The following is a 20,747-nucleotide window of genomic DNA, read 5'->3' as shown; positions in this document are numbered from 1 at the left end:
GAGCTGTTGCGGACCTTTCCCGCGGCCCGTCGCCGGTCACGTCCGGTCACTCGGGGCCGGGCCGTGCCTGGGCGGGCCGGGCCGGGCCGGCGAAGCCCGCGGGCGTCCCGTCCTCGGGCTCCTCGGCAAGGACGATGCCGCCGAGCACGGCCCCGCCGGTGCCGGCCGTCTCCTCGGCGCCGACGGCACCCACGTACGGGTTCCCGTGCGCGCGTACGTCGCGCTCGGCCAGCTCCCGGGCCTCCAGGGCGAGGAGGTCGGCGGGCGGACGGTCCGCCGGGTCGCCCGTGGCGAGGAGCCGTTCCGCCTCCGCCAGCCGGGTGCGCGCGGTGGCGCCGACCGCGCCCCGGTGCGTCGCGACGAAGTCGGCCGCGGCGGCGGTGGCGGTGCGGGCGGTGATCAGCGCGGCGGCCGGCAGCACCCCGGCCCGCCCCGCGGTGACCGGCACGGTCGCCCGCACGATGCGACGCAGCACCCCGACCGGGTCCCTGGGCTGACCGCCAGTCAGCTCCTGCCGCACGGAGTCGAGCACGGCGTCGACGTGCAGCAGCCGGACCTCGAACCCGCCCGGGGTCGTCCCGGCGGCAGCGAGCGGCGCGCTCGCGTCGGGGCGGGGCTCGGCCGGGCGTGGGGTCGCCGGTCCGGGGGCCGGCCGCTGTCGCGCCGACGGGTCCGGCTGACGTCTGGCCCAGGCCAGCTCCGCCTCCGCGCCCGTGAGGGCGGCCGGCACGGTCCGCTCGGCCGACCGCAGCTCCGCGGCCAGCCGGTCGACGCCGTCGACGAAGACGGCCGCCTGGGCGACGGCGCCCTCGGCGGCGCGCAGCTGCCGGGCCGCCCGCTCCGGTCGCCCCGAATCGGCGGACTGGCGGGCCTGGTTCAGCCGGACGGTGGCGAACAGGAGGCGGTCCTTGGCCTGTTCGACACTCCCGGTGACGGACGCGGTGGCCGTGGGCGCATACCGGTCCCGGAGCCCGGCGAGCACCGCTTCCGAGGCCCCCGCACGCCCCGCCAGCTCCCGGAACCGGCTCTCGGCGACCCCCAACGCCTCACCCAGCCCCTGTTCCAGTCCCCGTAGCCGCCCGAACTCCGCGGCCACGGAATCCAGCCGCCGGCCGGCCTCCGCACACCGTCCGACGATCCCGGCGAGCGCGTGCTCCCGGGCCGCCTCCTCCGCCGGCACGCCCTCGTCGTACCGCTGCCGCATCCGGAACGCGGCGGTGAGTTCCGTCTCCGCCTCGTGGACGGCCCGGCGGAAGGTCTCCAGGTCCTCAGCCGTGCACAGCGCCGAGGCGAAGCCGAGCTCGGTGCGTGCCGCCCGGACCCGGTTGTCGGCCTCGACCAGCGCCGCGCAGGCCTGCTCGTCGAGGGCGGCGAGAGGCGGCGACGACCTCGGCGGCGGTGAGCCGCCGGCCCCGCCGGGAGTCGTCCGGACGCGGGTACGCCGGACGCGTCGTATGTACCCGTATCCGGCGATCGCCCCGGCCGCGCCGACCGCCACGAGCGGCAGCACGAGATCGACGGTGGACCTCTCGTCGTCCTCGGCCGCGGCGGCGCTCGCGCCGGGCGCCGGGTTCTTGATCGCAACCGGAGCGTCGCCACCGGACGTCATCCCTGGCAACACCAGCCACACGACCCCGACCGCACCGCCCAGCACGGCATGCGCCACCCGCACGGATATGTGCGACTTGGCACGCCGCGGCCGGCCCCGGTGCAAGGAAGAGGTCACATTTGGGAGCGTATGGCCGCGATTACGGCCACGCGACCGGGATGCACCCGACACGGGGGCGGTGGGGCGGAACGACACGCGAGGGGGAACCGCGATGGAACGGCCACCGGGTCGGACGAAGCCGGAGACGGACGCGAAGGGGGTGCCGGAGGCGGAGCCGCGGCCGCGGACGGACGCGGAGGCAGAACCTGAGCCGCGGACGGACGCGGAGAGGGAACCGGAGACCGAGCCGCGGTCGGGGACGGACACGGACGGGGTGCTGGAGGCGGAGCCGCTGTCGGGGACGGACACGGACGGGGTGCTGGGGGCGGAGCCGCGGTCGGGGACGGGCGAGGCGTCGGTCGGGTCCGTCGCGGCGGACGGCGAAAGTGCCGCCGGCGGTGCCGGAGGTACGGGCGGTGCCGGAGGTGACGAGGGGAACGGGACCGGCGACGATCCCGGCGCCGAGACGGCCCCTCGGCGCGGGCGTCGCGGACGGCTGGTGCGGCGCACCGTCCTCGCCCTGGTCCTGCTCCTCCTCGTCCCGGTCCTCGCCGCCGAGACGGCCCTCCGCGTGAACTACCTCGGCGACCCGGCCGACGGCACGTACACCCGCGGCAAGGACGCCATCTGGCTGGGCCACGCCTGGGTCGACGGCCGCAAGACCGACGCCGACGTCAAGGCCCTGGCCGACCGGCTCGGGAAGACCGGCATCCGAGACCTGTACGTCCACGCCGGCCCCCTGGAGCACAACGGCACCCTCCCGGCGTCGGCGTACGCGGGCGCGCCCCGGTTCATAGCCGCCGTCCACCGGGAAGCACCGCAGCTCCGCGTCCAGGCCTGGCTCGGCGACGTCCTCGCCAGCGAGAGCCCGAACGGCATGCGGCTGGAGCGGGCCGAGACCCGCGCCGCGGTCGTGCGGTCCACCCGCGAGATCCTCGCCGCCGGCTTCCAGGGCGCCCACTTCGACCTCGAACCGCTGCACTCCGGCGACGGCGACTACCTGGGCCTCCTGGACGACCTGCGTGCCGTCACCAAGGCCCGGAACGCCCAACTCTCCGTCGCCGCCCACCAGATCGACCCGGTCCCCGGCTTCCACTCCTTCTGGGGCACGACCACCGGCCACCCCAAGTGGTGGTCGCAGAAGTTCTTCGGCCAGGTCGCCCGCCGCGTCGACCAGATCGCCGTGATGTCGTACGACACCATGCAGCCGCTGCAGAGCACGTACGGCGGTTACGTCGCCCAGCAGACCTCGCTCGCCCTGGAGGTCACCCCGGCCTCCACCGACCTCCTGATGGGCCTGCCCTTCTACCACGAGAACCGGTTCGGCCACTGGAATCACGCCGAGACCGTCGCCGCCGCCGTCCGGGGTGTCCGGCTGGGACTGTCCCGTACGGACGCCGACCGTGCGAACTTCGGCGTCGCGGCGTACGTGGACTTCGCGGCGACCGAACAGGACTGGACGTCGTACGAGCAGGGCTGGGTCCGGTAGCCGCGGCAGATCCGGTAGTCCCGGTGGACCCCTCCCCCAGACCCGGTGCAGGTGGGATCATGAGCGCATGCTGCACTGGAGTCTGGTGGTCACGGCCGTCGTCTGTGTGACGGTCATGGCGGTGGTCGGTGTCGCGGCCGTCACGCGGGAGTGGGTGCCGCCGTTCGGCCGCAAGCGGGTGCTGCGGCCGCGACTGTGGGGTGTCGGCGCCCTGATGAGCGCCCTGGGGCTGGGCCTCTTCATGTTCCTGGGCCCGATGGCATCCCACGACCTGGCGGTCGACCTGTACGTCCCGCCCGCCGGAATGGCCGTCAACCTCGCCGGGCTCGCCGTCCAGACGCGCGCCCAGCGTCCCGGACGCGCGCCCCGGCTGCCCCCGACGCCTACGACGAGCGCCTCCTGATCTTCGAACCCAGCCACACCAGCGGGTCGTACTTGCGGTCGACCGCGCGTTCCTTCAGCGGGATCAGCGCGTTGTCCGTGATCTTGATGCCCTCGGGGCAGACCTCCGTGCAGCACTTGGTGATGTTGCAGTAGCCGAGGCCGTGTTCGTCCTGGGCCGTGCGCCCGCGGTCCAGGCCGCTCTCCTCGGCCGCGTCCAGCGGGTGCATGTCCAGTTCGGCGACCCGCATGAGGAAGCGCGGGCCCGCGAACGCCGTCTTGTTCTCCTCGTGGTCGCGGACGACATGGCAGGTGTCCTGGCACAGGAAACACTCGATGCACTTGCGGAACTCCTGCGAACGGTCCACGTCCTCCTGGAACATCCGGTACTCGCCCGGACCGACCCCCTCGGGCGGCACGAACGCCGGAACCTCCCTCGCCTTCGAGTAGTTGAAGCCGACGTCGGTGACGAGATCGCGGATCACCGGGAAGGCGCGCAGCGGCGTGACGGTGATGGTCTCCTCGCGGTCGAACACCGACATGCGGGTCATGCACAGCAGCCGGGGCCGCCCGTTGATCTCCGCGGAACACGAACCGCACTTGCCCGCCTTGCAGTTCCAGCGGACGGCGAGATCGGGCGCCTGGGTGGACTGGAGGCGGTGGATGATGTCCAGGACCACCTCACCGTCGTTGACCTCGACCTCGAAGTCCTTCAGGCCGCCGCCCTCGATGTCGCCCCGCCACACCCGGAAGCGGGCCTCGTAGCTGCTCACTCGTACAGCTCCTCCTCGGTGAGGTACTTGACCAGCTCCTCTTTTTCGAAGAGGGCGAGCAGGTCGGGGCGGATGGGTTCGGTGGTCTCGCGGGTGAGGGCGATCCGGCCGCGGAAGGGGTCCGTCGCCGCCGGGCCGTCGACGGGGTCGACGGGCGCGCACAGCAGGTTGACGTTGCGCCACGCGCGGTCCATCGTCGGGTGGTCCTCGCGGGTGTGCCCGCCGCGCGACTCGGTGCGTTCCAGCGCCGCCCGGGCCACGCACTCGCTGACCAGCAGCATGTTCCGCAGGTCGAGCGCCAGGTGCCAGCCGGGGTTGAACTGCCGGTGCCCCTCGACCCCGGCCCGCCACGCCCGTACCCGCAGCTCGGCCAGCTTCTCCAGGGCGTGCTCCATCTCGCCCTCGCGGCGGATGATGCCGACCAGGTCGTTCATGGTCTGCTGGAGTTCCTGGTGGAGGGTGTACGGGTTCTCCGGCGCGTGGTCCGCCCGGTCCCCGGGGCCCTCCGCGGAGAACGGCCGCAGCGCCTCCGCGGCCGCCGCGTCGACCTGCTCGTCGTCCACCGCCGGGCGTGGCGCACCGGCCCCGGCTGTGTACTGCGCCGCGTGCAGTCCCGCCCGGCGGCCGAACACCAGCAGGTCGGAGAGCGAGTTGCCGCCGAGCCGGTTGGAGCCGTGCATCCCGCCGGCCACCTCGCCGGCCGCGAACAGCCCCGGCACCCCGCGGGCGGCGGCCGTCTCGGAGTCGACCGCGATGCCGCCCATCACGTAGTGACAGGTCGGTCCGACCTCCATGGCCTCCGCGGTGATGTCGACGTCGGCCAGCTCCTTGAACTGGTGGTACATGGAGGGCAGCCGGCGCCTGATGACCTCGGCGGGCATCCGCGTCGACACGTCCAGGAAGACCCCGCCGTGCGGGGAGCCGCGGCCCGCCTTGACCTCCGAGTTGATCGCGCGGGCCACCTCGTCACGCGGGAGCAGCTCCGGCGGGCGCCGGTTGTGGTCCGGGTCCTCGTACCAGCGGTCGCCCTCCTCCTCCGACTCGGCGTACTTCTCCTTGAAGACGTCCGGGACGTAGTCGAACATGAACCGCTTGCCCTCGGAGTTCCTGAGCACCCCGCCGTCGCCGCGCACCGACTCGGTGACGAGGATGCCCTTCACCGACGGCGGCCAGACCATGCCCGTCGGGTGGAACTGCACGAACTCCATGTTGAGCAGCGGCGCACCGGCGAGCAGGGCCAGCGCGTGGCCGTCGCCCGTGTACTCCCACGAGTTCGACGTCACCTTGAAGGACTTGCCGATGCCGCCCGTCGCGATCACCACGGCGGGTGCCTGGAGGACGAAGAACCGGCCGGTCTCGCGTTCGTAGGCGAAGACCCCGCTCACCCGGGAGCCCGCGGCGGAGCCGCTGTCGGGCACGGTCTTGAGGACCCGGGTGACCGTGCACTCCTGGAAGACCTTCAGCCGGGACTCGTAGTCGCCGGTCTCGCGGTGGTCCTCCTGCTGGAGCGAGACGATCTTCTGCTGGAGGGTGCGGATCAGTTCCAGGCCGGTGCGGTCGCCGACGTGCGCGAGGCGCGGGTACTCGTGGCCGCCGAAGTTGCGCTGGGAGATCCGGCCGTCCTTGGTGCGGTCGAAGAGGGCGCCCCAGGTCTCCAGCTCCCACACCCGGTCCGGGGCCTCCTGGGCGTGCAGCTCGGCCATCCGCCACTGGTTGAGGAACTTGCCGCCGCGCAGGGTGTCGCGGAAGTGGACCTGCCAGTTGTCGTGCTCGTTGGCGTTGGCCATCGCCGCCGCGATGCCGCCCTCGGCCATGACCGTGTGCGCCTTGCCGAACAGCGACTTGCAGATGACGGCGGTGCGGGCGCCGCGTTCGCGCGCCTCGATGGCGGCACGCAGTCCGGCGCCTCCCGCGCCGACCACGACGACGTCCCACTCCTGGCGGTCGACCACGGACATCAGCAGGCCCCACTCATCTAGAAAAACCTCGGATCGTCGAAGGCACCGGACGCGACGAGATACACGTAGAAGTCGGCGAGCGCCACGCTCACCAGCGACACCCACGCCAGCAGCATGTGGTGGGCGTTCAGCTTCCCCACGAACCGCCAGGCCCGGTAGCGCACGGGGTGTCTGGAGAAGTGCTTCAGCTGGCCGCCGACGATGTGCCGGCAGGAGTGGCAGGAGATCGTGTACGCCCAGATCAGCGTGATGTTGACCAGGAAGACCAGGGTCCCGAGGCCCATGTGACCCCATGCGTAGTGCTCGTCGCGGAAGGCGAGCACGGTGTCGTAGGTCAGGATCCCGGCGACGACGATCGCGGCGTAGAAGAAGTACCGGTGGATGTTCTGGAGGATCAGCGGGAAGCGGGTCTCGCCGGTGTACTTCTTGTGGGGCTCGGCCACCGCGCAGGCCGGCGGGGACGCCCAGAAGCCGCGGTAGTACGCCTTGCGGTAGTAGTAGCAGGTCAGGCGGAAGCCGAGCGGGAAGATCAGGATGAGGATCGCGGGGGAGAGGCTCCACCAGCTGCCGAACAGGTCCCAGTTGGGGCCGGACCGCATGGATTCGCAGTTCTCCGCCAGACACGGGGAGAAGAACGGCGAGACGTACGGCGCCGCGTAGTAGTCCGCGTTCGCGAAGGCACGCCAGGTCGAGTAGACGATGAACGCCAGCAGGCCGGCGGCGGTGGCCGCGGGGGCCAGCCACCAGCGGTCGGTCCGCAGATGGGGAGCGGCGATCGCGGCGCGTCCGGCGCCGCGTACGCCGCTCGGGGGACGGTGGTCGGTGGGCGATGGTTCCGTACCAGTGGCCAACTCGGGACTCCGGTCGGGTCAGGGGGCGTGCCGGGTCAGGGGGCGTGCCGGCCCCGGGCGCCGAGTCCCTCGTCGTCCGTGTCGATCCACAGGGAGTCGTCGTAGGGGGTGTCGGGGATGGTGACGAGCTCGGGCCTGCGCGACGAGCCGGGCTGGGAGGCGGCCTCGCGCAGCAGCGCGACGCTCTCCCTCAGATGGTCTGCGTCGGCACGGACCCGGCGCATTTCCAGGCCGGTGCTGCCGAGCTGTTGTTCCAGGCGGCCGACGGACCGGGAGAGGTCGTCGAGGCAGCGCTGGGCCGTTGTCAGGTCGTCGTGCACGGACATGAGCAGTCCTCGCTTCCGTGTGGGCTGGGCCCTGGACGGCAACGTTCATGCGCCTGCGAGTGTTGCGCGTCACACCGGTCGATGTGAAGGCGTGTGCAGCGATTGGCGGGTGCGTTGCTCCGCACGAGTGGCCTTGGCAGGCCCTGCCGCCGTGTCGCCCACGGCAGGCGAACCCTTTCCTCTTCAGTGAGCTGTAGATCTGATCAACTCCAAAATACCGCCAAACGTGATCAAAACGCACCCGCGTCGACGTATGCGCGTCCATGTATGTCGGGGTGTCGGGTCACCGGCGGCAGCGGCTCACCGGAGGTACCAGAGATGTCCCACGACGGCGTCGGCCCGCGCGCGGTGATGCGCTCGGTCGCCTTCCTCACCGCGGGCGCGCTCGCGGTGCCCCTGCTGTCCGGCTGCGGGTCCGCGGACGAGGCAGGCAAGCCCCTGGCCCGCCAGGACATCGCCCCGGTCGGCCGTGCCCAGGTCGCCGAGGGCGGCACACTCAGGTGGGCCGTGGACGCGGTTCCGGAGACCTTCAACACCTTCCAGTCGGACGCCGACGCGACGACCACGCGGGTCGCCCAGGCCGTCCTGCCCTCGATGTACCGGCTCGACGCGACCGGGCGCCCGCAGCGCGACTCCGACTACCTGGAGTCCGCGAAGGTCGTCGACACCGAGCCCAAACAGGTCGTCCTGTACAAGCTGAACCAGCAGGCCGTCTGGAGCGACGGCCGGGAGATCGGCGCCGCCGACTTCGCCGCCCAGTGGCGGGCCCTGTCGGGCAAGGACAGTGCCTACTGGACCGCCCGCAACGCCGGCTACGAGCGCATCGAGAAGATCGAGCGCGGGGACAACGACCTGGAGGTCCGGGTCACCTTCAAGCGGACCTACGCCGACTGGCGCTCGCTGTTCTCCCCGCTGTACCCCAAGGACGTCATGGGCACGCCCGACGCCTTCAACGACGGGGCGCGCCGCAAGCTGAAGGTGACCGCCGGGCCGTTCGTGGTGAAGAAGGTCGACCGCAAGAACGACCAGGTCCGGCTCACCCGCAACACCCGCTGGTGGGGCCGGCCGGCCAAACTCTCCGAGATCGTGCTGACGGCCGTCCCGAGGGACGAGCGGGCGTCCGCGCTGGCCGCCGGGAAGATCGATCTGGCCGAGATCGACCCGGCCGCGGCGCAGCGCGTCGACGGCGCCGCGAACGGCACGGCCGGACCGCTGGCCGGTCCCGGCTCCGGGCGCACGGCCGCGAAGGCGTTGCGTTCCTGGGCGCTCGCCCACGGTTCGGACGAGGACACGGCCGAGGACGAGGTCGAGGCCCGCAGCGAGCTGCGCAAGGAGATCGCGAAGTGGGAGGAGCAGCAGAAGGCGCTGCGCGACTTCGAGGTGCGCAGATCGCTGGAGCCGGCGTACACGCAGCTGGCGCTGAACGGCGCGGACGGGCTGCTGGCGGACGAGCGGGTGCGGCGGGCCGTCGCGCGGGCGCTGGACCGCAAGGAACTGGCCAAGGTGGTGCTCAAGCCGCTCGGTCTGCCCGCGGAGCCGGTCGGCAGCCATCTGGCCCTGGCCGGGCAGGACGCCTACGCGGACAACAGCGGGGCGCTGGGCGGCCAGGACACCGCCGAGGCGCAGGCGCTGCTCGCGGACGCCGGATGGGTGCCCGGAGGCCCGGTCAAGAAGCAGGAGAAGGCCGAGAAGGCGGCCGGCTCGGAGGGGAAGAAGGCGGGCGGCAAGAAGAGCGACTCCGACGACGACTCCGCGGACGGCGACGGCACGTACGTCGTCGGTGAGGACGACAAGGGGCGGACCGTGCGCGAGAGCGACGACGGCCGGCAGCTCGCCCAGGACGGCAAGCAGTTCAAGCAGGCGCACGGCGGCGCCCCCGGCGCCTACGCCCCGAAGGGGACCGCCGCGCCGGCCGCCGCCCCGGCCAAGGCGCTGGCCAAGGACGGCAAGGCGCTCAGCCTGCGGTTCGTGCTGCCGTCCGGCCCGGGGTCGGAGCCGCTGGCGGCGGTCGCCGCGCGGATCACGAGGATGCTGGCGAAGGTCGGCATCGGCACGGACATCACCAAGGTCTCGGACGAGAGCTACTTCAAGGACCACATCGCCTCGGGTCAGTACGACCTCGCCCTGTACTCCTGGCCCGGATCCGCCTTCCCCGCCACCGACGCCCGGCCGATCTACGCCAAGCCGGTGCCGGCCGCCGACGGCTCGCTGAGCGTGGAGCAGAACTACACCCGGGTCGGCACCGATCAGGTCGATCAGTTGTTCGAACAGGCGGTTTCGACCCTGGACGAGGGCGAGAAGCGGTCCCTGATCCGCAAGGCCGACTCCCGCATCTGGGCGGCTGCCGGATCGATTCCTCTCTATCAGCGCCCGCAGCTCACCGCGGTACGGAAGAGCGTGGTCAACGCGGGTGCCTTCGGCTTCCAGACCCCCGTCTACGAGGACATGGGCTTCCTGAAGAAGGGCGCGAAGAAGGGGGCGAAAGCCTCCGCGAGCCCCTCCGGGAATTGAGCGCGAAGTGAGCCGAGTGGCCCTGCGGGGGCCTTCCCCCGCCGGGCCACGTACCATGGGGTGAGGCCGTGGCGTGTCAAGCCCGGCAGGGCCCGCGTAACAGACGTACGCAGCAGGGTCGCCCTCACACTCCGGGAGAACGCCGCTTTATGGCCACGCGCCACGACATTCGCAACGTAGCCATCGTCGCCCACGTCGACCACGGCAAGACGACTCTGGTCGATGCCATGCTCAAGCAGGCCGGTGCCTTCGCCGCGCACGCTGCCGAGTCGCTCGACGACCGCATGATGGACTCGAACGACCTGGAGCGTGAGAAGGGCATCACGATCCTCGCCAAGAACACGGCGGTGAAGTACCACCCCAAGGACGGGGGGGACGTCATCACCATCAACATCATCGACACCCCCGGTCACGCCGACTTCGGCGGCGAGGTGGAGCGCGGCCTGTCGATGGTCGACGCCGTCGTGCTGCTGGTGGACGCCTCCGAGGGCCCGCTGCCGCAGACCCGCTTCGTGCTGCGCAAGGCGCTCCAGCAGCGTCTGCCCGTCATCCTGTGCATCAACAAGACCGACCGGGCGGACTCCCGGATCGACGAGGTCGTCAACGAGACCTACGACCTCTTCCTGGACCTGGACGCCGACGAGGACCAGATCGAGTTCCCGATCGTCTACGCGTGTGCGCGTGACGGTGTCGCCTCGCTGACCAAGCCGGAGGACGGCACGGTCCCGCAGGACAGCGACAGCCTGGAGCCGTTCTTCTCCACGATCCTGTCCCACGTCCCGGCTCCGGAGTACGACGAGGCGGCCCCGCTCCAGGCGCACGTCACCAACCTGGACGCCGACAACTTCCTCGGCCGTATCGCGCTGCTGCGCGTCGAGCAGGGCGAGCTGCGCAAGGGCCAGACGGTCACCTGGATCAAGCGCGACGGCACCCTGTCCAACGTGCGCATCACCGAGCTGCTGATGACCGAGGCGCTCACCCGCAAGCCGGCGGAGATGGCGGGCCCCGGTGACATCTGTGCCGTGGCCGGTATCCCGGACATCATGATCGGTGAGACCCTCGCCGACCCCGAGAACCCGATCGCGCTGCCGCTGATCACGGTCGACGAGCCGGCGATCTCCATGACCATCGGCACGAACACCTCGCCGCTGGTCGGCCGTGGCGGCACCGGCAAGGGTGCCTCCGCCAAGGCCGCGGTCAAGGACCGCAAGGTCACCGCCCGTCAGGTCAAGGACCGCCTGGACCGCGAGCTGATCGGTAACGTCTCGCTCCGCGTCCTGGACACCGAGCGTCCCGACGCCTGGGAGGTGCAGGGCCGCGGCGAGCTGGCGCTGGCCATCCTGGTCGAGCAGATGCGCCGTGAGGGCTTCGAGCTGACCATCGGCAAGCCGCAGGTGGTCACCCAGGAGATCGACGGCAAGGTCCACGAGCCGGTCGAGCGCATGACGATCGACGTCCCCGAGGAGCACATGGGCGCGGTCACGCAGCTCATGGGCGTCCGCAAGGGCCGGATGGACAACATGTCCAACCACGGTTCGGGCTGGGTCCGCCTGGAGTTCGTCGTCCCCTCCCGCGGCCTCATCGGCTTCCGGACCGAGTTCCTGACCGGCACGCGCGGCACGGGCATCGCCCACTCCATCCACGAGGGCCACGAGCCGTGGTTCGGCACGCTGACGACCCGTAACAACGGTTCGCTGGTCGCCGACCGCGCGGGTGCCGTCACCGCCTTTGCGATGACGAACCTCCAGGAGCGTGGCGTGCTGTTCACCGACCCCGGCACCGAGGTGTACGAGGGCATGATCGTCGGCGAGAACTCTCGCGCCGACGACATGGACGTGAACATCACCAAGGAGAAGAAGCTCACCAACATGCGCTCCGCCGCGGCCGACTCGTTCGAGGCGATCGTGCCGCCGCGCAAGCTGTCGCTCGAGCAGTCGCTGGAGTTCTGCCGTGACGACGAGTGCGTCGAGGTGACCCCGGAGGCGGTTCGCATCCGCAAGGTCGTGCTCGACCAGCGTGACCGCGCCCGCACCGCGAGCCGCGCCAAGCACGGCTGATCCGCGGGTAGTTCACCGCCGCAGCACACTCGGAAGCCCGGGTGCCCCCATCGTGGGGGCACCCGGGCTTTCTGCAACCCGTTTTTCGGGGCTCTCGCGGTGACCGCTGTCCGAAATGCGGTGATCCTCGCCCGATACCCATGTAACAAGTCCGTTTCGCGCCCTTCTCGCGCCAGAGACTTTGTCCGGATTTTGGAAGATCTAGGCGTCAGCTGTGACTGAATTGAGATTTAAAGACGGTGGTCGGCACATGGCGCATGCCAGATAGTTAGCCGCGTAACGCTCGGGTCAATGGGTCTCGCGCTGTGGGGACAGCGCCGACTCGCGAGCACCAGGGGGTGTCTGACCCTCCGTCAGGGGTGTCGGAGGTCGGACGAGCGCCCCCTCCTGTTGGTGAACACGTGGAGTCACAAGGAGGATCCCCATGCCAGTCAACCGGCCCATGCGGTCCATCACCGGTCTGTCCGCCTCCGCCCGCGGCGACTGTCACTGACCTGACGTCCGGCCGCCGATCGCGGCCGTTCGGCTACGCGCGTCCGGCTGCGGCTTCTTCCGAGCCGTCCGTGCGGCGCGCTCCGGCGTCCCTTCATGCACCGATCGGCGATCACGCGGCAGCAGCCCGCGTCCGTCGCCGGCTCGGCACACCCACACCCGTGAAGTGAAATGGGCGAACTGTGACAAGTCCTACCGACATCGAGGGCGGCGGTACGTCGGTCGTGGTCGACGGCGACCAGGAGCCGGCGGCGGCGCCCGAGGCCAAGGTGCCCGTGGGCCGGTCTCCCGGTCAGCTCATGTGGCTCCGCTTCAAGCGGGACCGCACGGGCGTGATCTCCGCCTACGTCGTGCTGCTCTTCTTCCTGGTCGGCCTGCTCGCCCCGCTGATCGCGAAGCTCTACGGCAACAACCCGTACACCGTGTACGCGGACGAACGGCCGGAGTTGTTCGACAGCGCGGGTGTGCCGGTGCAGCCCAACGGCGGGATCAGCGGCGAGTTCTGGTTCGGCCTGGAACCGGGCAACGGCTACGACGTCTTCACCAAGCTGCTCTACGGCATCCGCAACTCCCTGGGCATCTCCCTCGCGGTCACCCTCGCCACCGTGCTGACCGGCATCGTCCTCGGGGTCGCGGCCGGCTATCTCGGCGGCAGGACGGACTTCCTGATCAGCCGGGTGATCGACTTCCTGCTCGCCATCCCGGCCCAGCTGTTCTTCATCGCGAGCATGCCGGTCGTGGTCTCCCTGTTCGTCAGCCCGCGCGACGAGACGCCCGTCTACGTCCGGGTCGTCGCCCTGATCTCGGTGCAGTGGTTCCTCGGCTGGATGAGCCTCGGGCGCATCCTGCGCGGCACCAGCCTCGCCCTGCGGGAACGGGAGTTCATCGAGGCCGCCAAGGTGAGCGGGGCACCACCGGGGCGGATCATCCGCAAGGAGATTCTGCCCAACGTGGTCACGCCGATCCTGGTGCAGGCCACCTACATGCTGCCGAACTTCGTGACCGCCGAGGCCGGTCTGTCCTTCCTCGGCGTGGGACTGGTCGAACCGACGCCGGACTGGGGCCAGATGTTCTCCAAGGCGGCGACCGAACTCGTGATGCAGAACGACATCACCTACATGTTCTTCCCCGGTGTCTCGATGATCATCTTCATCGTGGCGTTCAACCTGCTCGGGGACTCGGTCAGGGACGCCTTCGACCCCAAGACGGCGCGCTGACCCGCACATCACGTCTTTTGGACTCACAGAGTGCTGGACTCAAAGAGATGGGTGGGAAACGAGTGATGGGTAAGGGTGGACGCCGCGCGTACGCCGCGCTCTCGCTGGTCGCTGCCGGAGCGCTCGTGCTCTCCGGCTGCAGCGAGGGCGGCAGCAAGGAAGGCAGCAACAAGGACGACAAGGAGAACGCCCAACGGCAGCAGTCCTCCATCGACTTCGGCGACGCGAAGGCCTCGACCGGCCCGGCCACCGAGGTCCCCGGTGCCAAACCCGGAGGCGCGGTCACCGTTCTTCAGAGAGACAGCTACGCGCACCTCGACCCCGGGCAGATCTACGTCTCCGACGAGATGGCGCTGTCGCAGCTCATCCACCGCGGTCTGACCGGCTACAAGGCGACCGGTGAGGACGGCAAGAAGCACGAGGTCGTCGGCGACCTGGCCACCGACAGCGGGACCACCACCGACGGCGGCAAGACCTGGAAGTACACGCTGAAGGACGGGGTCAAGTGGGCCGACGGCTCCGCGATCACGGCCACCGACGTGCGGCACACCTTCGAGCGGCTGTTCGCGCCGTTCGTCGCCAACGGCCCGACCTTCATCCAGCAGTGGCTCGCCGACACACCGGGCACCGGGTACCGCGACCTGCTCAAGGGCGGCCCGTACGGCGGTAAGCACCTGCCGGACACCGTCCTGGAGACGCCGGACGCGAAGACGGTCGTCTTCAAGTTCAAGAAGGCCAAGCCGGACCTGCCGTACGCGCTGGCCATGGCCGGCTACTCGCTCGTCTCGAAGGCGAAGGACACCAAGGAGAAGTACGACAAGGCCCCGATGACCGCGGGCCCGTACAAGATCCAGGAGTTCAAGTCCGGCAAGTCGATGGTCCTGGTGAAGAACACCAACTGGGACCCGAAGACCGACCCGATCCGGCACCAGTACATCGACCGGTTCACCTTCGCGTTCAACAAGCAGTACGAGGACTCCACCAAGGCGATCCTCGACGACTCCGGGGCCAACGCCACCGCGGTCAGCTTCAACAACGAGGTCGACGCGGGCAACCTGTCCAAGGTCCTCGCCGACGCGACGCTGAAGTCCCGTACCGTCGCCGGCTACCAGCCGTACGTGGGCCAGATCGACATCAACCTGACCCAGAAGGAGATGCAGGACAAGACGGTCCGCGAGGCCATCGCCTACGCCCTGCCGATCACCCCGTTCGTGCGCGCCTACGGTGGCACCGCGGCCCGCGAGGTCGCCGGCGGTCTGATCAGCCCGACCGTCTCCGGCTACAACCCGAACTTCGACCCGTTCGGCAAGAAGAAGAAGCCGGCCGGTGACCCGGTCAAGGCCAAGGAACTCCTGGAGAAGGCCGGCAAGGTGGGTCTGAAGCTGACCTTCGGCTACATCAACACCCCCGAGGGCCAGCAGTACTCCACCGCCATGGCCGCGGGTCTGGAGAAGGCCGGTTTCGACGTCCAGCGCCAGGAGATCCCGGCCGAGACGTACTACGACCAGGTCGGCAAGGTCAAGAACAACTTCGACATCTACCACACCGCGTGGGGCGCCGACTGGCCGAGCGCGTCGACCGTCATCCCGCCGCTCTACGACGGACGCCAGATCCAGGACGGCGCCGCGAACTACTCGCACGTCAACGACCCGAAGGTGAACGCCGACATCGACAAGGCGAGCACCATCACCGACCCGATCAAGGCCGCGGAGGCCTGGAACAAGATCAACGAGTACATCGTGAAGGACGTCGTCTCCAACATCCCGACGGCGTACTACAAGCAGACCCAGATCGCCGGCTCGAAGATCGGCGGCCTCGTGTACGACGACGTCATCGGCGGCATCGACCCGCGCAGGCTGTTTGTGAAGTAACCCCTTCCCGAGCGCGGCGCCCGGTGCGCCCCGTCCCGCTTCCGCGACGGGGCGCGCCGGCCCGCACGGCCCTTTGAGCCGGCTCCACGAGCCGGCCTCACGAGCCCGAAAGCTGCCACTGAGATGCTGCGCTTCCTCCTTCGCCGGACCCTCGGCTCGCTGGTGATCCTGGTCCTGCTGACCGTCGTCGCCTTCCTGCTGTTCTTCGGCATGCCCCGTGACCCGGCGCTGCTGATGTGCGGCAAGACGTGCACGCCCGACGCGCTGGCGAACATCCACCGCACGCTCGGCATCGACAAGTCGATCCCCGAGCAGTTCTGGATCTTCCTGCAAGGGCTGGTCGCGGGCCGGGACGACTTCGCCCAGGGGCCCTGCCCCGCCCCCTGTTTCGGCTACTCGTACCACACCAACGAGCAGGTCTGGTCGACCCTGATGGACCGGCTGCCGCTCACCGTCTCGCTCGCGCTCGGCGCCACCGTCGTCTTCCTGTTCGTCGGGCTCGGCACCGGAATGCTGGCCGCCTGGCGGCGCGGCACGCTCATCGACAAGTCGTTCACCGCGGGCTCCATGGTGCTCAGCTCGATGCAGATCTACTTCCTGGGCCCGCTCGCCCTCGCCGTGCTGGTGTACCAGACCCACCTCTTCGACGAACCCCGGTACACCGAGCTCACCAAGGATCCCGTCGCCTGGTTCACCGGGCTGATGATCCCCTGGGTCGTGCTGTCCACGATCTTCGCCGCGCAGTACACCCGTATGGCGCGCTCGTCGATGATCGAACAGCTCCAGGAGGAACACATCCGCACCGCCCGCGCCAAGGGGATGAGCCGGCGGTACGTCTTCTTCCGGTACGCCTGGCGCGGCTCCCTCATCCCGATCGTCACCATCCTCGGCATCGACCTCTCCTCGATGCTCGGCGGCGCGATCATCACCGAGTACACCTTCGGACTGCCCGGCCTCGGGCATCTCGCGGTGGAGTCCGTGCAGTTCAGTGACCTTCCGCTGCTGCTGGGCGTGATGCTCTTCGCCGCCGCCGTGATCCTGCTCTGCAACATCGTCGTCGACGCCTGCTACGCCTTCATCGACCCTCGCGTACGGCTGTCCTAGCCGTTTCCCGGACCGTCGTCAGGAGCTTTGTCGTGACCACTGTGACCAAGGAGGCCGGGGCGCCCGTCCCGGCCGGCGCGGGCGCGTTCCTCTCGGTGCGGGACCTGCACGTCAGTTTCAGCACCGAGGACGGATCCGTCCGGGCCGTCGACGGGCTCTCCTTCGACCTCGAACGCGGCCGCACCCTCGGCATCGTCGGCGAGTCCGGATCCGGGAAGTCCGTCACCAACCTGACCGTCCTCGGGCTGCACAACCCGATGTTCACCACCGTCGAGGGCGAGATCCTGCTGGAGGGCCAGGAGCTGACCACGGCCCGGGAGTCGGAACTGGAGAAACTGCGCGGCAACAAGATCGCGATGATCTTCCAGGACCCGCTCACCGCGCTCTCGCCGTACTACACCGTCGGCCGGCAGATCGCCGAGCCGTACATGAAGCACCGGGGCGCCTCGAAGAAGGCCGCCTGGGAGCGCACGGTGGAGATGCTCGGCAAGGTCGGCATCCCCAACCCCCGGGAACGGGCGAAGGACTACCCCCACCAGTTCTCCGGCGGGATGCGCCAGCGCGCGATGATCGCGATGGCGCTGGTCTGCGACCCCGACCTGCTGATCGCCGACGAGCCGACCACCGCGCTCGACGTCACCGTCCAGGCGCAGATCCTCGATCTGCTCAAGGACCTCCAGCGAGAGTTCGGCACCGCGATCATCTTCATCACGCACGACCTCGGTGTCATCGCCGACATGGCCGACGACATCATGGTGATGTACGCGGGCGGCGCGGTCGAGCGCGGGACGACCGAGCAGGTACTGCGCTCACCGCAACACCCGTACACCTGGGGCCTGTTGAACTCCATGCCCCGGCTCGACTCGGACCTGGGCACTCCGCTCGCCCCCATTCCGGGCGCCCCGCCGTCGCTGCTGACCCCGCCCTCCGGCTGCCGCTTCCACCCCCGCTGCACCTTCCGGGACCGGGTGGGCGGCAACCGCTGTGTCACCGAACGTCCCCCGCTGGCCCCGGACCGCGCCTCCGCCTGTCACCTCACGGCGGAGCAGAAGCGGACCATCTTCGAGGACGAGATCAAGCCCCGACTGGGGTAGGGGCAGGACCTGAGGAGCAAGCACGTGAAGAAGGCCAGGAGGAGCACGTGAAGAAAGAGGAACTCGTTCTCCCCGCCCCGCGCGAGGCGGGCGCCGACGGCGACGGGGAGCAGCTGCTCGTCGTGACGGGGCTCACCAAGCACTTCCCGGTCAAGGGCGGCTTCCCGATCCGGCGTACGGTCGGCCAGGTGCAGGCCGTGGACGGCATCGACCTGAGCGTGCGGGCCGGCGAGAGCTTCGGTCTGGTGGGGGAGTCGGGGTGCGGCAAGTCCACGACCGGCCGGCTGATCACCCGGCTCCTGGAGCCCACGGCCGGGACGATCACTTACCGCGGGCAGGACATCTCGCACGCCTCGCGCCGGCAACTGGCGCCGATCCGGTCCGAGATCCAGATGATCTTCCAGGACCCCTACTCCTCCCTCAACCCCCGGCAGACCGTCGGCAAGATCATCTCCGGGCCGATGGAGGTCAATGGGATCGAGCCCGCGGGCGGGCGCGAGGCGCGCGTGCGCGAGCTGCTGGAGATCGTCGGTCTCAACCCCGAGCACTACAACCGCTTCCCGCACGAGTTCTCCGGCGGCCAGCGGCAACGGATCGGTGTCGCACGGGCGTTGGCGCTCGAGCCGAAGCTGATCGTGGCCGACGAACCCGTCTCCGCGCTCGACGTGTCGATCCAGGCGCAGGTGGTCAACCTGCTCCAGCAGGTCCGGCAGGAGCTCGGCATCGCGTTCCTGTTCATCGCGCACGACCTGGCCGTCGTCCGGCACTTCTCGCAGCGGGTGGCCGTCATGTACCTCGGGAAGATCATCGAGGTCGGCGACCGCGACTCCATCTACACCCGGCCCCGGCACCCGTACACCCACGCGCTGCTCTCCGCGGTCCCCGAGGTGAACGTCGCCGGCGGTGGGACGGCCGCCCGGGAACGGATCCGGCTGGCCGGGGACGTGCCGTCGCCCATCGCCCCGCCCTCGGGCTGCCGGTTCCGCACCCGGTGCTGGAAGGCGCAGGACAAGTGCGCGGCCGAGGAGCCGCCGCTGATCCGGATCTCCGGGAACCACGAAGGCCATCTGACGGCCTGCCACTTCCCGGAGGAGCCGACGATCGAGGCGCGCGAGGAGGACATCGTGCTGGACCCGGCGCTGGCGGCGCTGGAGGAGGGGCGCGGGTGACTCCGGCCGGCCGGCGGCTGATCTCCGGCGCCGCTCCGGCGGGGTGCCTGGTTCCGGTGTCGTCCGGCGGGTGCGGGTGCGGGTGCGGGTTCGTGGTGGCTGGTCGCGCAGTTCCCCGCGCCCCTGGGGGGTAGGTGTCGGCGTGTGGTGACGGGTGCGGGTTCGTGGTGGCTGGTGGAGCAACTCCCCGCGCCCTGGGGGCAGATGTCGGTGTCGTCCGGCGGGTGCGGGTGCGGGTTCGTTGTGGCTGGTCGCGCAGTTCCCCGCGCCCCTGGGGCCCTGCGGGCCCCGGGCCCCCGGGCCCCCGGCTTTCGCTCGGGGTTACGTGGACGGTGTTGCCACCGTGATGATCTCCGGGCTTGTCCGGGTCAGGGGGCCCCGGTCCCAGTCCCCGTACTGCTCCTCCACCCGCAGCCCCGCCTCCGCCAGGAAACCTGTCAGGCTCCCCGGGGTGAGGAAGCGGAGGGTGGCGCGGCCGGTGTGGCGTCGGGGCCAGCCGGGGGAGTCGAAGGTCTCCGTGAACGTGACCCGGTCACCGGACGGTTCGTCCGCCACCTCGTGCCAGACCCGTACGACCCGGCCTTCCGCGTCGGTGACCTCGCGGACGCGGTCCGGGGTCCAGCTCTCCCAGGCCCGCGCGGCCGGGTTGCGGGTCTCGAACACGAACCGCCCTCCGCCGCTCAGGGCCGACCGAACGGCTCGCAGCGCGCCGCGCAGCTCTTCGTCGCCGAGAAGTACCTGGAAGGCATGGCCCGTCATGATCACGAGGTCGAAGTCGCCTTGCCACATACGGGTGTCGAGGTCCCCCAGCAACCACTCCACGCCGGGCGCCCGGCGCCGGGCCTGGACGAGCATCGCGGCCGCCGGATCGAGGCCCGTGAGCCGCCCCGGATGGCCGTCCGACGCGGCCCGCGCGAGGAGCCGGCCCGTGCCGCAGCCGACGTCGAGCACCGAGTCGGCGGATCTCACCAGGTTCAGATAGAAGTCGTCGTCCGGCCCCCACGGATTGATGCTGTCGTACAGCGCGGCGAGTGTCAGATCAGCGAACGAATGATCGACCACCGCGGCAGTGTGCCACACCTCGGCGCGGCACAGGACAAGATCCAGAACATCCGAATTCCCTCGACAGGCGGGCCGGGGCCGGACATGCTCGGCGCGATGACGAGAACAGACGACATGCCTTCCGCGTGGGACGAGCGCACCCAGCTCACCACCTTCCTCGACTACGCCCGCGACACCGCCCGCGCCAAGTGCGAGGGTCTCTCCGCCGAGGACGCCCGCAAGGCGCCCCTGCCGGGTTCGCCGCTGATGACCCCGAGCGGCCTGGTCAACCATCTGCGCTGGGTCGAGTACTACTGGTTCCGGGTCGTGTTCCTCGGCGAGGAGGACGAGGGGCCGTGGACCGACGAGGACCCCGACCGCGAGATGCGCATCGCCGTCGACCTCCCGCTCGCGCAGGTGCTGGACGAGTACGCCGAACACGCCGAACGGCACCGCAAGCTGGTCGCCGAGCACGACCTCGGCACCGAGGCACAGCGGGCGACGCGCGACGGCCGTCATGTGAACCTGCGCTGGATCCTCCTGCACCTGATCGAGGAGACGGCCCGGCACAACGGCCACCTCGACATCCTGCGCGAACTGATCGACGGCCGCACCGGCGTCTAGGGTCCGGCCGCGTGTCTCTCCCCCCGCGGCGATGGGGTTTCCGCTGGTCGGGACGGGTGAAAGACCCGCGAAAGGCCGGTG

Annotated in this window: 16 protein-coding genes; 10 read left to right on the top strand and 6 right to left on the bottom strand. The window is 70.3% G+C overall.

Features of this window, described 5'->3' with window-relative positions; genetic code table 11:
* Window positions 1-46: 46 nt before the first annotated feature.
* Entirely contained in the window at window positions 47-1,726 is a 1,680-nt protein-coding gene (locus OG933_RS16375; protein WP_362517045.1) for a hypothetical protein, read from the bottom strand.
* 94 nt (window positions 1,727-1,820) lie between these two features.
* On the opposite strand from OG933_RS16375, the gene OG933_RS16370 reads away from it, so the two are divergent.
* Both OG933_RS16370 and OG933_RS16365 read left to right on the top strand, forming a co-directional pair.
* Window positions 1,821-3,197, top strand: a complete 1,377-nt coding sequence (locus OG933_RS16370) for a hypothetical protein (RefSeq protein ID WP_405627610.1) — start codon at window positions 1,821-1,823, stop codon at window positions 3,195-3,197.
* A 67-nt stretch (window positions 3,198-3,264) separates the two neighbouring features.
* Window positions 3,265-3,600, top strand: coding sequence for a hypothetical protein (locus OG933_RS16365; RefSeq protein ID WP_362517042.1), 336 nt, complete (start codon window positions 3,265-3,267; stop codon window positions 3,598-3,600).
* On the opposite strand, the gene OG933_RS16360 is transcribed toward OG933_RS16365, so the two are convergent.
* The 4 genes from OG933_RS16360 to OG933_RS16345 are packed head-to-tail and all read right to left on the bottom strand — an operon-like array spanning window position 3,581 to window position 7,486.
* Window positions 3,581-4,351 (bottom strand): succinate dehydrogenase/fumarate reductase iron-sulfur subunit, encoded by a 771-nt coding sequence (locus OG933_RS16360; protein ID WP_020127967.1) that lies wholly within the window; start codon window positions 4,349-4,351, stop codon window positions 3,581-3,583. The two genes, OG933_RS16365 and OG933_RS16360, sit on opposite strands and share 20 nt — an antisense overlap.
* A complete protein-coding gene (locus OG933_RS16355) occupies window positions 4,348-6,309 on the bottom strand; it encodes a fumarate reductase/succinate dehydrogenase flavoprotein subunit (protein WP_362517039.1) in 1,962 nt (653 codons plus the stop codon). The genes OG933_RS16360 and OG933_RS16355 overlap by 4 nt, the downstream gene beginning before the upstream one ends.
* Before the next feature lie 17 nt (window positions 6,310-6,326).
* A complete protein-coding gene (locus OG933_RS16350) occupies window positions 6,327-7,160 on the bottom strand; it encodes a hypothetical protein (protein ID WP_362517036.1) in 834 nt (277 codons plus the stop codon).
* 35 nt (window positions 7,161-7,195) lie between these two features.
* A complete protein-coding gene (locus tag OG933_RS16345) occupies window positions 7,196-7,486 on the bottom strand; it encodes a hypothetical protein (RefSeq protein ID WP_054242666.1) in 291 nt (96 codons plus the stop codon).
* 318 nt (window positions 7,487-7,804) lie between these two features.
* Between OG933_RS16345 and OG933_RS16340 the strand changes: the two genes are divergently transcribed.
* The 7 genes from OG933_RS16340 to OG933_RS16310 all read left to right on the top strand — a co-directional run bounded on the left by OG933_RS16340 (window position 7,805) and on the right by OG933_RS16310 (window position 19,001).
* Window positions 7,805-9,997, top strand: coding sequence for an ABC transporter family substrate-binding protein (locus OG933_RS16340; protein WP_405627607.1), 2,193 nt, complete (start codon window positions 7,805-7,807; stop codon window positions 9,995-9,997).
* Window positions 9,998-10,146: 149 nt separating this feature from the next.
* Window positions 10,147-12,054 carry a translational GTPase TypA gene (gene typA, locus OG933_RS16335; RefSeq protein WP_362517031.1) on the top strand — a complete coding sequence of 636 codons (1,908 nt, stop codon included), beginning with the start codon at window positions 10,147-10,149 and terminating at the stop codon, window positions 12,052-12,054.
* Window positions 12,055-12,728: 674 nt separating this feature from the next.
* Window positions 12,729-13,763 carry an ABC transporter permease gene (locus tag OG933_RS16330; RefSeq protein WP_020127961.1) on the top strand — a complete coding sequence of 345 codons (1,035 nt, stop codon included), beginning with the start codon at window positions 12,729-12,731 and terminating at the stop codon, window positions 13,761-13,763.
* Between the two features lie 65 nt (window positions 13,764-13,828).
* A complete protein-coding gene (locus OG933_RS16325) occupies window positions 13,829-15,634 on the top strand; it encodes an ABC transporter substrate-binding protein (protein ID WP_142266034.1) in 1,806 nt (601 codons plus the stop codon).
* Between the two features lie 123 nt (window positions 15,635-15,757).
* On the top strand, window positions 15,758-16,738 hold the full coding sequence (locus tag OG933_RS16320) for an ABC transporter permease (RefSeq protein ID WP_020127959.1): 981 nt from the start codon (window positions 15,758-15,760) through the stop codon (window positions 16,736-16,738).
* A 32-nt stretch (window positions 16,739-16,770) separates the two neighbouring features.
* Complete coding sequence (locus tag OG933_RS16315) at window positions 16,771-17,832, top strand: ABC transporter ATP-binding protein (protein WP_405627606.1); 1,062 nt, start codon at window positions 16,771-16,773, stop codon at window positions 17,830-17,832.
* Window positions 17,833-17,879: 47 nt separating this feature from the next.
* Window positions 17,880-19,001, top strand: a complete 1,122-nt coding sequence (locus OG933_RS16310) for an oligopeptide/dipeptide ABC transporter ATP-binding protein (RefSeq protein ID WP_362517023.1) — start codon at window positions 17,880-17,882, stop codon at window positions 18,999-19,001.
* A gap of 321 nt (window positions 19,002-19,322) precedes the next feature.
* On the opposite strand, the gene OG933_RS16305 is transcribed toward OG933_RS16310, so the two are convergent.
* Window positions 19,323-20,063 (bottom strand): class I SAM-dependent methyltransferase, encoded by a 741-nt coding sequence (locus tag OG933_RS16305; protein ID WP_362517021.1) that lies wholly within the window; start codon window positions 20,061-20,063, stop codon window positions 19,323-19,325.
* A gap of 96 nt (window positions 20,064-20,159) precedes the next feature.
* On the opposite strand from OG933_RS16305, the gene OG933_RS16300 reads away from it, so the two are divergent.
* Complete coding sequence (locus OG933_RS16300) at window positions 20,160-20,666, top strand: DinB family protein (RefSeq protein ID WP_405627604.1); 507 nt, start codon at window positions 20,160-20,162, stop codon at window positions 20,664-20,666.
* Window positions 20,667-20,747 lie beyond the last annotated feature (81 nt).

The sequence above is a fragment of the Streptomyces sp. NBC_00016 genome (assembly GCF_045040885.1).
Taxonomy (GTDB): Bacteria; Actinomycetota; Actinomycetes; order Streptomycetales; family Streptomycetaceae; genus Streptomyces; species Streptomyces coriariae.
Note: the sequence above shows the minus strand (reverse complement) of the source record. Positions and strands in the feature narration are given on the sequence as shown.